At 72.8% G+C, this 12,322-nt stretch carries 9 protein-coding genes and 1 tRNA gene; 8 read left to right on the forward strand and 2 right to left on the reverse strand.

Annotation, left to right across the window (positions count from 1 at the left end):
- The first annotated feature begins 53 nt into the window (after positions 1-53).
- Positions 54-716 (forward strand): MBL fold metallo-hydrolase, encoded by a 663-nt coding sequence (locus RCG67_RS08435; RefSeq protein WP_368825704.1) that lies wholly within the window; start codon positions 54-56, stop codon positions 714-716.
- A 67-nt stretch (positions 717-783) separates the two neighbouring features.
- Positions 784-1,212, forward strand: coding sequence for an HIT family protein (locus tag RCG67_RS08440; protein WP_058874727.1), 429 nt, complete (start codon positions 784-786; stop codon positions 1,210-1,212).
- Positions 1,213-1,257: 45 nt separating this feature from the next.
- Here RCG67_RS08440 and hrpA read toward each other — a convergent pair whose 3' ends face one another.
- Positions 1,258-5,298 carry an ATP-dependent RNA helicase HrpA gene (gene hrpA / locus RCG67_RS08445; protein WP_368825705.1) on the reverse strand — a complete coding sequence of 1,347 codons (4,041 nt, stop codon included), beginning with the start codon at positions 5,296-5,298 and terminating at the stop codon, positions 1,258-1,260.
- A 174-nt stretch (positions 5,299-5,472) separates the two neighbouring features.
- Here hrpA and RCG67_RS08450 point away from each other — a divergent pair, with 174 nt between their 5' ends.
- From RCG67_RS08450 to RCG67_RS08470, 5 genes are all read left to right on the forward strand, one after another.
- Positions 5,473-6,480, forward strand: coding sequence for an ABC transporter substrate-binding protein (locus RCG67_RS08450; protein ID WP_368825706.1), 1,008 nt, complete (start codon positions 5,473-5,475; stop codon positions 6,478-6,480).
- A gap of 150 nt (positions 6,481-6,630) precedes the next feature.
- Positions 6,631-7,569, forward strand: a complete 939-nt coding sequence (locus tag RCG67_RS08455; protein ID WP_058874724.1) for an ABC transporter permease — start codon at positions 6,631-6,633, stop codon at positions 7,567-7,569.
- Between the two features lie 3 nt (positions 7,570-7,572).
- Positions 7,573-8,400 (forward strand): ABC transporter ATP-binding protein, encoded by an 828-nt coding sequence (locus RCG67_RS08460; protein ID WP_368825707.1) that lies wholly within the window; start codon positions 7,573-7,575, stop codon positions 8,398-8,400.
- 126 nt (positions 8,401-8,526) lie between these two features.
- The gene (locus RCG67_RS08465; protein ID WP_058874722.1) at positions 8,527-8,901 is read left to right on the forward strand and encodes a hypothetical protein; all 375 of its coding nucleotides are present in this window, start codon (positions 8,527-8,529) and stop codon (positions 8,899-8,901) included.
- A gap of 43 nt (positions 8,902-8,944) precedes the next feature.
- Positions 8,945-10,306: an APC family permease gene (locus tag RCG67_RS08470; protein WP_368825708.1), complete on the forward strand. Its 1,362-nt coding sequence runs from the start codon at positions 8,945-8,947 to the stop codon at positions 10,304-10,306.
- A gap of 166 nt (positions 10,307-10,472) precedes the next feature.
- Here the strand turns inward: RCG67_RS08470 and RCG67_RS08475 are convergent.
- A tRNA-Arg gene (locus RCG67_RS08475) sits at positions 10,473-10,545 on the reverse strand.
- 106 nt (positions 10,546-10,651) lie between these two features.
- Here RCG67_RS08475 and argS point away from each other — a divergent pair.
- On the forward strand, positions 10,652-12,322 hold the full coding sequence (gene argS / locus RCG67_RS08480; RefSeq protein WP_368825709.1) for an arginine--tRNA ligase: 1,671 nt from the start codon (positions 10,652-10,654) through the stop codon (positions 12,320-12,322).

Consider the following 12,322-nt stretch of genomic DNA (forward strand, 5'->3'; position numbering starts at 1 on the left):
CACGTCCTCCGCCGTCCTGGGGGCCGGGACGGAGCCGGGGATAGGGTGGGCCCATGGAGCTGATCAAGTACACCCACTCGTGCGTGCGGCTCGAGAAGGAGGGCCGGGTCCTGGTCATCGACCCGGGCGCGTTCTCCGGGCCGGACGAGCTGGCGGAGGCCCTCGACGGGGCGGACGTCCTGCTGATCACGCACGTGCACCCCGACCACCTCGACCCGGAGCCCGTGCACGCGCACCTGCGGGCGCACCCGGAGGTCGAGGTGCACGCCCCGGCTCCGGTGGCCGCGGGACTGCGGGAGGCCCTGGGCGAGGGCCACGCGATCCACGACGCCGAGCCCGAGGCCGTGCTGGAGGTCGCCGGCTTCACCGTGCGGACGTTCGGCGGCCAGCACGCGCTGATCCACCCGCTGATCCGCACCGTGGACAACATCGGCTACCTGGTCGACGACACCGTCTACCACCCCGGCGACTCGCTCGTGGTCCCGCACGGGCTCTCCGCCCCCGTGCTGCTGGCCCCGATCCACGCGCCCTGGAACAAGCTCGCGGAGGTCGTCGACTTCGTGGTGGCCGTGCGCCCCGAGCGGGTGCACCAGATCCACGACGGGCTGCTCTCCGACAACGGCTTCGGCGTGATCGAGGGACAGCTGCGCACGTTCGCCGCGAAGTACGGGGCCGAGTACCGCCACCTGGCCACCGGCGAGCGCGTGCGCCTGTAGCCGCGGGGCGCCGCCGCCCGCGGGGACCGCGGACCGACCCCGACCCGACCACCGAGAGGAACCACCTGTGAGCACCGTCTTCACGAAGATCATCGAGGGGGAGATCCCCGGCCGCTTCGTCTGGCAGGACGAGCGCTGCGTCGGCTTCCTGTCGATCGACCCGCTCTCGCAGGGCCACACCCTCGTGGTCCCGCGCGAGGAGCACGACCACTGGATCGACCTGCCCGAGGACCTCGCGGCGCACCTGATGGTGGTCTCCCAGCGGATCGGGCAGGCCATCGACGCCGTGTGGCGGCCGGCGAGGGTGGGCCAGATGATCCAGGGCTTCGAGGTCCCGCACACCCACGTGCACGTGTGGCCGGCGAACTCGGTGGAGCAGTTCCAGTTCGCCAACGTGCTCCGCGACCCGGACCCGGCCTGGATGGACGAGGCCGCCGAGCGGCTCCGGGCCGCCCTGGTCGAGGCCGGGCACGGGTCCTCCGTCCCGCAGGCGTGACCGCGGGACGCCGACCGGTTCGGGCCCGCACGGAACGCCGGCGGGTCAGGCCCGGGCGGCCTCGAGGGCGTCCTTGAGGGCCTTGCGGATCCGCTTCTCCGAGACCGTGTGGGCGGTCCCCAGCTCCTGGGCGAACAGCGAGACCCGCAGCTCCTCGATCATCCAGGCCACCCGGCGCAGCTCGTCCGGGACCGGGGCGTGCGGCGGCAGCGAGTCCAGCGCGGCGTCGTAGTCGTCCTCGAGCTTCTGCACGGCCAGCATCGCGACCGTGTCCCGCTGCAGGTGACCGGCGAGCTTCTCGAGCCGCACCTCCATCGCCCGCACGTAGCGGGGCAGGTGCTGGAGCTGGTCGTAGCCGGTGGCCGCGACGAAGCCCGGGTGCACGAGGTGCTCCAGCTGGGCCTTGACGTCGTTGAGCGAGTTCACCGCGGCGAGCGAGGAGGACCGCTTGAGCTGCTTGCGGATCCGGGCCGCCCCGGAGAGCACCTGCTCCACGAGCGCGGTGACCTGGAAGACGGTGTCGATGAGCTCCGCGCGCACGTGCTCGTGCAGGGTGTCGAACGCGGCGCGGGTGAACGGGGGCTCGGGCGGGGTGAGCTTGTCGATCGCGGCGACCGTGCAGTCCGCGATGAGCTCGGCGACCGACCCGTGCGGGTTCTGGGTGAAGACCAGCTTCTCCCGGTTGTTGAGGTGCTCCAGCACGTACCGCTCGGGGGAGGGGATGCGCAGCTGCAGCAGGGTGATCACCCCGCGGCGCTGCGCGGCGCGCTGCTCGGCGGCCGAGGGCAGGATGCGCACGGCCACCGTGGTCCCCCGGCCCGCCGTCCGCTCCGCCGTGCCCCGTGGGCGCTCGGGGACCAGCGCGGGCCACCCGGTGATCCGCTGGCCGGCCACCGTGGTCTCGACGCTGCGGGGCAGGTCCTCCTCCGGCCACCCCGTCAGGTCCGAGCGCTCGAGCGCCGGCGCCGCCGGCGCCGCCGGCGCCGCCGGCGGCCCGGGGGCCGGGGTGCGCGGGTCCTTCCGGGCGGGGCCGCCGGCCGGGGGCCCGGAGGGGGCGCCGGGCACGGCGCCGAGGGACTCGGCCAGGGCGGCGCGGATCTCGTCGTGCAGCTGCGCCCGGAGCGCCTCGAGGTCCTCGCCCTCGCCCAGCACCCGGTTGCGGCGGTCCCGCACCTCGAAGCGCATCCGCAGGTGGGCCGGGACCGCGTCCCAGTTCCAGGATCCCGGCGGCACCACGTGGCCCCGGAGCCGGCGCAGGACCAGCTCCAGGGACGGCTCGAGGGCGTCGACGGCCGGGTCGAAGTCGGCCTCGAGCATCGCCACCGCCTGGCGGGCGACGTCGGGGGCCGGTACGAAGTTGCGCCGCACGGCCTTGGGCAGGGACTTGATGAGCGCCGTGACGAGCTCGGTGCGCAGGCCGGGGATCTGCCACCGGAACTGCTCGGGGTCGATCTGGTGGAGGAACAGGACGGGCACGCGCACGGTCACGCCGTCGGCCTGGTCGGCGCCCGGGGCGAACTCGTAGGCGAGGTCGAGCACCAGCTCCCCGTCGCGGGTGCGCCGGACCCACTGGCGCGGGTACCGGGACTCGTCGTAGCCGCCGGCCTCCTCGTCGATCAGGTCCTCGGGGTCCAGGTCCAGGAGGTGCTCGTCCTGCTGCCGGGCCTTCTTCCACCACGCGTCGAAGTGCCGCGCGGAGACCACGGACGCCGGGATCCGGGCGTCGTAGAACTCGAACAGGGCCTCGTCGTCGACCCGCAGGTCCTTGCGGCGCAACCGGTTCTCGAGCTCCTCGACCTCGGCCAGGCGCTTGCGGTTGCGCGCGAAGAACCGGTGCCGGGTCTGCCAGTCGCCCTCCACGAGGGCGTGGCGGATGAACAGCTCCCGCGCGAGGGCGGGGTCCACCCGCCAGAAGTTGATCCGGCGCTGCGCCACGACGGGCACGCCGTAGAGGGTGACCTTCTCGTAGGCCATCACGGAGCCCTGCGCCCGGGACCAGTGCGGCTCCGAGACGCTGCGCTTGACCAGGTGCGGGGCCAGCTCCTCGGCCCACAGCGGGTCGATCGCGGCGTTGACGCGGGCCCACAGCCGGGAGGTCTCCACGAGCTCCGCGGACATGATCCAGTCCGGGGACCTCTTGAACAGGTTCGAGCCCGGGAACACGGCGAAGCGTGAGCCGCGCGCGCCCTGGTACTCGCGCTTGCGCTCGTCCTTGAGCCCGATGTGGCTCAGCAGCCCGGCCAGCAGCGAGACGTGGATCTCCCGCTCCTTCCCGGCGGGGTCCACCTCGCGGCCCTTGCCGACCCGGATGCCGACCTGCTGGCCCATCTGGCGCAGCTGGGCGTAGAGGTCCTGCCACTCGCGGATCCGCAGGAAGTTCAGGTACTCCCGCTGGCACAGCTTCCGGAAGCGGGTCGAGGACAGCTCCTCCTGCTGCTCCTGGACGTAGCGCCACAGCAGCAGCCAGGACGTGAAGTCGGAGTTCTCGTCGAAGAACCGCTTGTGCAGCTCGTCGGCCTGCTGGCGCTTCTCGAGGGGCCGCTCGCGGGGGTCCTGCACGGTCATCGCCGCGGCGAGCACCATGACCTCTCGCGCGCAGCCCCGCCGGTCGGCCTCCACGATCATCCGGCCCAGCCGCGGGTCCACCGGCAGCTGCGCCAGCTGCCGGCCCACCGGGGTCAGCGGGCCGCCGCCGTCGTCGTCCCGGCGTCCGCGCGGGGACGCCCCCCGGGGCTCCTTCAGGGCGCCGAGCTCCCGGAGCAGGGCCACGCCGTCCTTGACGGCCCGGGACTCGGGCGGCTCCACGAACGGGAAGCGCTCGATGTCCCCGGGCTCCTTGACGACCCCCACCGCGGTCATCTGCAGGATCACGGCCGCCAGCGAGGTGCGCAGGATCTCGGGGTCGGTGAACTCCGGGCGGGAGAGGTAGTCCTCCTCCGAGTAGAGCCGGATGCAGATGCCGTCGGAGACGCGCCCGCAGCGGCCCGCGCGCTGGTTCGCGGAGGCCTGGGAGATGCGCTCGATCGGGAGGCGCTGCACCTTGGTCCGTGCCGAGTAGCGCGAGATGCGGGCCGTGCCGGGGTCGATCACGTACTTGATGCCCGGGACGGTCAGGGACGTCTCGGCCACGTTGGTGGCCAGGACGATCCGGCGACGGCCCGACGGCGCGAACACCCGGTGCTGCTCCGCCATGGACAGCCGGCCGAACAGGGGCAGGATCTCGGTGTCGGCCAGGGCCCGGACCCGCTTCAGGGTGGCCTGCAGCGCCTCCTGGGCGTCGCGGATCTCCCGCTCCCCGGCGAAGAAGACGAGGATGTCCCCGGGCGGCTCGGCGGAGAGCTCCACGACGGCGTCGCACACGGCGTCGATCGGGTCCCGGTCCTCGTCCTCCAGTCCGTCGCCGGCGTCCTCGGCGTCCTGGCCGCCGTCCCCCGACCGGGACTGGGCGAGCGGGCGCCAGCGGACCTCCACCGGGTACGTGCGGCCCGAGACCTCGATGACCGGCGCCGGCTCCGGCTCGGCGCCCTCGGCCGGCTCCGGCGCGAAGTGCCGGGCGAAGCGCTCGGGGTCGATCGTGGCCGAGGTGATGACCACCTTGAGGTCGGGCCGGCGGGGCAGGATCCGCCGGAGGTAGCCCAGCAGGAAGTCGATGTTCAGGGAGCGCTCGTGGGCCTCGTCGATGATGATCGCCGAGTACTTCTGCAGCAGGCGGTCGTGCTGGATCTCGGCGAGCAGGATGCCGTCCGTCATCAGCTTGATCCGCGAGTCGGCGCCCACCTCGGAGGTGAAGCGCACCTGGTAGCCGACCGTGCCGCCGATCTTCTCGCCCAGCTCCGAGGCGATGCGCTCGGCGACCGAGCGCGCGGCGATCCGCCGCGGCTGGGTGTGCCCGATCAGGCCGCGCTCGCCGAGGCCGAGCTCGAGGCACATCTTGGGGATCTGGGTCGTCTTGCCGGAGCCGGTCTCGCCCGCGATCACCACCACCTGGTGCGCGGAGATCGCGTCCATGATGTCCTCCCGGCGCGCGGAGACCGGGAGGTGCTCGGGGTAGACGACGGCGGGGGGGCTGCTCAGGGATGCTGACATGACCCCCCGATCCTACCGGGGACACGGCCCGCGGAGGGCCCGGCCCCGGTGGACGATCGGGCATCTCCGACACGCCGTCGGCGCCGTTCTGTCACCACTTGTGAGCTGCCTCTCATTTTATGAACTAACGGCAGGTAATATCGCTGACACCACTCGTTCTCGAAAGGATCCACCATGAAGCGACTGTTCCCGATGACGGCGGCCCTCGCCTCCACCGCCCTGCTGCTCACGGCCTGCGGCGGCTCCGAGACCGGGACCGCCGGCGGCGGAGAAGGCACCGGCGAGGCCGTCGAGGAGGCCACCGTCGGGATCAGCCAGTTCGTGGAGCACCCCTCGCTCGACGCCGCGCGCGAGGGCTTCGTCGCCGCGCTCGAGGAGGGCGGCTACACGGAGGGGGACAACCTCACCCTCGATCTCCAGAACGCCTCCGGCGACCAGGGCACCTCCACCAGCATCGCCTCCAACATGGCGTCCTCGGACGCGGACCTCGTGCTGGCCATCGCGACGCCCTCCGCCCAGGGCGTGGCCCAGGCGGTCACCGACCGCCCGGTGCTCTTCACGGCCGTCACCGACCCGGTCGAGGCCGGCCTGGTCGACTCGCTCGAGAACCCCGGCGGCAACGTCACGGGCACCACCGACATGAACCCGGTCGCCGAGCAGATCGCGCTGATCAAGCAGCTCGACCCGGACGCGCAGTCCGTCGGGATCATCTACAGCTCGGGCGAGACCAACTCCCAGGTCCAGGTGGACATGGCCAAGGAGGCCGCCGCCGAGGAGGGGCTGGAGGTCGTCGAGAAGGCCGTCACCAACACCTCCGAGGTGGCCCAGGCCGCCGAGTCCTTCGACACGGACGCGATCTACGTGCCCACCGACAACAAGGTGGTCTCCGGCCTCGAGGCCGTGATCGCCGCCGCCGAGTCCAAGCAGATCCCCCTGATCGCGGGCGAGGGCGACTCCGTGGAGCGCGGCGCCCTCATCACCCAGGGCATCGACTACGAGCAGCTCGGCCGGCAGACCGGGGAGATGGCCGTGCGCATCCTCGCCGAGGGCGCGGACCCCGCGTCCATGCCCGTCGAGTCCCAGGAGGAGACGGAGCTGATCATCAACCTCAGGGCCGCCGAGCGGATGGGCGTCGAGGTTCCCCAGGAGCTGCGCGACTCCGCCGACCAGGTCATCGAGTAGTCTCCGGGCGGGCCGGGACGGCGCCGGCGCCCGGAGACCCCGGGCGCCGGCCCGCCCGGCCCCCTGCACGCCCCACCCCGACGGAAGGCGCGCCCGCCCGATCGGCGGACGGACCCCGTCCCACCACCAACCAGAACGGATCCAGCAGAAGTGATAGCCGGTATCGAACTCGGACTGCTCTACGCGGTCATGGCGCTGGGCGTCTACCTCACGTTCCGGGTGCTCGACTTCCCCGACCTGACGGTCGACCAGTCCTTCACCACGGGCGCCGCCACCACGGCGATGATCATCCTGGGCGGCGGCAGCCCCTGGCTCGCCACCGCCGCCGGCTTCGTGACCGGTGCGCTCGCCGGGCTCATCACGGGCCTGCTCCACACCAAGGCCCACATCAACGGGCTGCTCGCGGGCATCCTCACCATGACCGCGCTCTACTCCATCAACCTGCGCGTCATGGACGGGCGGGCGAACCTGTCCCTGCTGCGCGAGGACACGATCTTCACCCCGCTCGCCGAGCTGGGCGTGCAGGGGACGTGGATCGGCATCGCCCTGTTCCTGCTCGGCGTCGCCGTGGTCAAGGTCCTCCTCGACTGGTTCCTCTACACGGACGCCGGGCTCGCGATGCAGGCCACCGGCGACAACCCGGAGATGATCCGCTCCTTCGGCGTGAACACGGACCACCAGAAGATGCTGGGCCTGTGCCTGTCCAACGGGCTCGTGGGCCTCGCCGGGTCCCTCGTGGCCCAGTACCAGGGCTTCGCCGACATCGGCATGGGCATCGGCCTGATCGTGGTCGGGCTCGCCTCGGTGATCCTCGGCCAGGGGCTCTTCGGCTCCCGCACGGTCGTGGTCGCGACCCTGGCCGTCGTCCTCGGCTCGGTCGTCTACCGGCTGGTCATCACCGTGGCCCTGCAGGCGGGCCTGAACCCGTCCGACATGAAGCTGATCTCCGCGGTCCTCGTGGTGGCCGCGCTCGTGGTGCCGCAGCTGCAGTTCTTCCGGCGCCGCAGGGAACGGCACCAGGCGAGCGAGGCGGCCCGCCTCGTCGACGACCTGACCGACACCCCCGCGACCACGAAGGCAGGTGCCTGAGCCGTGCTCACCATCGACAACGTCCACAAGACGTTCTTCGCCGGGACCGTCAACGAGCGGCGCGCCCTGGCCGGCGTCTCGCTGACCCTGGAGGAGGGCGACTTCCTCACCGTCATCGGCTCCAACGGCGCCGGCAAGTCCACGATCCTCAACGCCATCTCCGGGACGCTGACCCCGGACACGGGCACCGTGCGGGTCGACGACACCGACGTCACCCGGCTGCCCGAGCACAAGCGCGCACGGTACCTGTCCCGCGTGTTCCAGGACCCCATGAAGGGCTCCTCGCCGACCATGACGGTCGAGCAGAACATGGCGATCGCGCTCCAGCGGGGGAAGTCCCGCGGCCTCGCCCCGGGGCTGACGAACGCACGCCGCCGGCTCTTCCGCGAGAAGCTGGCCAGCCTCGAGCTGGGCCTGGAGAACCGGCTGGGCGCCAAGGTGGGTCTGCTCTCCGGCGGCCAGCGGCAGGCCCTGTCCCTGCTCATGGCGACGTTCTCGGAGCCCCGCATCCTGCTCCTGGACGAGCACACGGCAGCCCTCGACCCGCAGCGCGCGGACCTCGTGTCCCGGCTCACCGCGGACATCGTGGCCGAGCAGAACCTCACCACGGTGATGGTCACGCACAACATGGACCAGGCCCTGCGCCTGGGCAACCGGCTCATCATGATGCACGAGGGCCGGATCCTCTTCGAGCTCGACGCCGAGCAGAAGCGGACCATGACCGTGCCCGGCCTGCTCGAGCAGTTCCGCCGGCTGCAGCCGGGATCGGGGCAGGAGGCGTTCGACGACGCTACGCTGTTCGAGAGCGTCAAGACCGAGGACGGTTCCTGACCGGCCGCCGCCCGACGACGGTCCCGACCGGCACGGAGGGGGACGGGGCGGGCCGGGAGCGGCCCGCCCCGTCCCGCACGTCCGGGCCGTCCGCCCGGCCCCGTCCAGCACCAGGAGAGCACCGCCGTGAGCCAGACCCCCGATCCGCGCCACCCCCGCCGCCGGCGCACCGGGGGGTGGCTGCTGGCCGTGGGCGTGCTGGCCCTGTTCCTCTCGACCTTCACCGTGCCGGAGGCCATCCACCTCATCGCGCGCGTCTCCGCGGGAGAGGCCGAGAGCCTGAGCGGGCGCGGGGTGGTGGTCACCGTCGTGGGTGCCGTGACCCTGCTCGGCGGCGGCGCCCTCGCGATCGCCGGGTTCAACTGGCGCCGCTCGGCGGGGGAGGGGCCCAGCGCGGAGGACCGGATGCTCGACGAGCAGTACGGGGACGGACCGGTGCTCCCCTTCGACCCGGAGCGCTTCCGCCGCCCGGGACCGGGGGACCCCGGCGCCCCCGAGTGACCCGCCGTCCGCCCGGGACGGCCGATCGGCCTAGACTCGACGCATGCACAATCAGCCTGCTGACGGTCCGGGACTCAAGAAGCACATCACCGGCCCGCTCCTGTTCCTGTTCATCCTCGGCGACGTCCTCGGCGCCGGGGTCTACGCCCTCGTGGGCATCATCGCCGGCGAGGTGGGCGGCGTCACCTGGGCCCCGATGCTCGTGGCCCTGCTGCTCGCCCTGCTCACGGCCGCGTCCTACGCCGAGCTCGTCACCAAGTACCCCCGGGCGGGCGGCGCGGCGGTCTTCGCCCACCGCGCCTTCCGCGTCCCGGTCGTGCCCTACCTCGTCGGCTTCTGCATGCTCACCGCCGGTGTGGTGAGCGCGTCCGCCCTGGCCCTGGCGTTCAGCGGGGACTACCTCGCAGTGTTCGTGGACGTGCCCCCCGCTGCCGGGGCCATCGTGTTCCTGATCGCCGTCGCCCTGCTCAACGCGCGCGGGATCAAGGAGTCGCTGCGCGCCAACGTCGTCATGACGGCGCTCGAGGTCTCCGGACTGGTGCTGGTCGTCGTGGCCGTCGCGGTCCTGCTCGGCGGCGGGGGCGGCGACATCGGGCGCGCCGTGCGGTTCGGCGAGGAGGTCGACCCGCTGCTGGGCGTGCTGGGCGCCGCCCTGCTCGCGTACTACTCCTTCGTGGGCTTCGAGACCTCGGCCAACATCGCCGAGGAGGTCCGTGACGTGACGCGGGTCTACCCCCGGGCCCTGTTCGGTTCCCTGCTGGCGGCCGGGGCGATGTACGTGCTCGTCGGCACGGCGGCCTCGGTGGCCCTCCCGGCCGACCGGCTGGCGGACTCGAGCGCCCCGCTGCTGGACGTCGTGACGGCCACCGGGGTCCCGGTGCCGGGCTGGCTGTTCAGCCTGCTCGCCCTCGTCGCGGTCGCCAACGGGGCGCTGCTGACCATGATCATGGCCAGCCGGCTCACCTACGGCATGGCCGTGCAGGGGCTCTTCCCCGCCGTGCTGGGCCGGGTGCTCCCGCGGCGCGGCACCCCGTGGGTCGCCATCGTCGCGACGACGCTTGCCGCGCTGGCCCTGACGCTCACCGGCGGGGTGGCCGTCCTGGCGGAGACGGTGGTGCTGCTGCTGCTCGTCGTCTTCATCAGCACGAACGTCGCCGTTCTCGTGCTGCGCCGGGAGCCGGTGGAGCACCGGCACTTCCACGCCTGGACGCCCCTGCCGGTGCTCGCCGTCCTGTCGTGCCTGGTCCTGCTGACGCAGCTGGAGCCCGGGGTGTGGGCCCGCGGCGGGATCGTCCTCGCCGTCGGCGTGCTGCTCCACGTCGTCGCCCGGGTCCGCGACGGACGGCCCGTCCGGTACCGGACGGTGGAGAGCCCGGAGGCCGAGCGGCCCGCGGAGCGCCGCTGAACGCCCCGTGCCCGGTGCCGTGGTGCCTTCCGGCGGGTCCGCGGCGCCCCGGTCCCGGTCTCGGGGGGCCTCGGCCGCCTTCGCCGGGACCCGTGGGGCGGGCCGCCCGGGGCCCGGGCACGACGAAGGCCCCGGACCGGTCGGTCCGGGGCCTTCGTCCCATGGGTGCCCGCGGTAGGATTCGAACCTACGGCCTTCTGCTCCGGAGGCAGACGCTCTATCCCCTGAGCTACGCGGGCCTTTCACCGCCTCAGCGATGAACCTCGACGATACTAGCAGGTTTCCGGGGGTGCTCGTCGACCGCCCCGGCACGGGCGCTCCACGGCGCCCGGTTACACTGGTCCGGTGACTCCAGAACAACTTTCTCTCGCCGTATCCGCATGCCTTCAGGACGCCGTGGCCCAGGGCGAGCTCGCCCTCGCCGACGGCGCCCGGCTGCCGGAGGTGCGGATCGAGCGACCGAAGAACCGGGAGCACGGGGACTGGGCGACCAACGTGGCCATGCAGCTCGCGAAGAAGGTGGGCCAGGCGCCCCGGGACGTCGCCGCCGTGGTCAGGGACCGGCTGCAGGACACCGCGGGCGTGGCCGCCGTCGACGTGGCCGGCCCGGGCTTCCTCAACATCACCCTGGACGCCGCCGCCGCCGGGGAGATCGCCCGGACCGTCGTGGAGCAGGGCGAGGCCTTCGGCCGGGCACGGTCGATGGCCGGGACGGCGGTCAACCTCGAGTTCGTCTCCGCGAACCCCACCGGCCCCGTCCACCTGGGCGGCACCCGCTGGGCCGCCGTCGGCGACTCCCTGGCCCGAGTGCTCGAGGCGCAGGGCGCGGACGTGGTCCGCGAGTACTACTTCAACGACGCCGGCGCGCAGATCGACCGCTTCGCCCGTTCCCTGCTGGCCCGCGCCCAGGGCGAGCCCGCCCCCGAGGACGGCTACGGCGGGGAGTACATCACCGACATCGCCGGACGGATCGTCGCCGAGAACCCGGGCGTCCTCGAGTCCGGGGACCCGCAGGAGGCGTTCCGCGCCGCGGGCGTCGAGCTGATGTTCGCCGAGATCAAGTCCTCGCTGCACGACTTCGGCGTGGACTTCGACGTGTACTTCCACGAGCAGTCCCTGTTCGACGACGGCGCCGTGGAGACGCTCCTCGAGCAGCTCAAGACCTCCGGCGCCCTCTACTTCGCGGACGGCGCCTGGTGGCTGCGCTCGAGCGCCTACGGGGACGACAAGGACCGCGTGGTCGTGAAGTCCGACGGCCAGGCCGCCTACATCGCCGGGGACATCGCCTACTTCAAGGACAAGCGGGACCGCGGGGCGGACCTGTGCATCTACATGCTCGGGGCCGACCACCACGGCTACGTGGCCCGGCTCAAGGCCGCCGCCGCGGCCCTGGGGGACTCCCCGGACCGGGTCGAGGTGCTCATCGGCCAGATGGTCAACCTCGTCAAGGACGGTGTACCCGTGCGGATGTCCAAGCGCGCCGGGAACGTGGTGACCATGGAGGACCTGGTCGAGGCCGTCGGCGTGGACGCCGCCCGGTACTCCCTGACCCGCTTCTCCGTGGACTCCAACATCGACATCGACCTGGGCCTGCTGACCCGCCGGTCCAACGAGAACCCGGTCTTCTACGTCCAGTACGCCCACGCCCGCACCTGCGCCGTGGGGCGCAACGCCGCGGCGGCGGGCGTCGCCCGCACGGACGGGCAGGGCGGGGCCGTGTTCGACGCGGCGCTGCTCGACCACCCGCTGGAGGGGGAGCTGCTGGCCGCCCTGGGCCAGTACCCGTCGGTGCTCGCCCAGGCCGCCGAGTTCCGCGAGCCGCACCGCGTGGCCCGCCACCTCGAGGTGCTGGCCGGGACCTACCACCGCTGGTACGACGCCTGCCGCGTGGCGCCGCAGGGCGAGGACGAGATCACCGACCTGCACCGCACCCGCCTGTGGCTCAACGACGCCGCACGCCAGGTCCTGGCCAACGGCCTGGGCGTGCTCGGCGTGTCCGCACCGGAGAGGATGTGA

Origin of the sequence: Kocuria cellulosilytica, assembly GCF_040981245.1 — a bacterium.
In the GTDB taxonomy this organism is placed as follows: Bacteria; Actinomycetota; Actinomycetes; order Actinomycetales; family Micrococcaceae; genus Kocuria; species Kocuria cellulosilytica.

What these genes read in the sequence shown, in the direction of transcription:
- RCG67_RS08450 (WP_368825706.1), top strand. Translation starts at nt 5,473, where the DNA reads ATGAAGCGACTGTTCCCGATGACGGCGGCCCTCGCCTCCACCGCCCTG.
- RCG67_RS08470 (WP_368825708.1), top strand. Translation starts at nt 8,945, where the DNA reads ATGCACAATCAGCCTGCTGACGGTCCGGGACTCAAGAAGCACATCACC.
- RCG67_RS08435 (WP_368825704.1), top strand. Translation starts at nt 54, where the DNA reads ATGGAGCTGATCAAGTACACCCACTCGTGCGTGCGGCTCGAGAAGGAG.
- hrpA (WP_368825705.1), bottom strand. Translation starts at nt 5,298, where the DNA reads ATGTCAGCATCCCTGAGCAGCCCCCCCGCCGTCGTCTACCCCGAGCAC.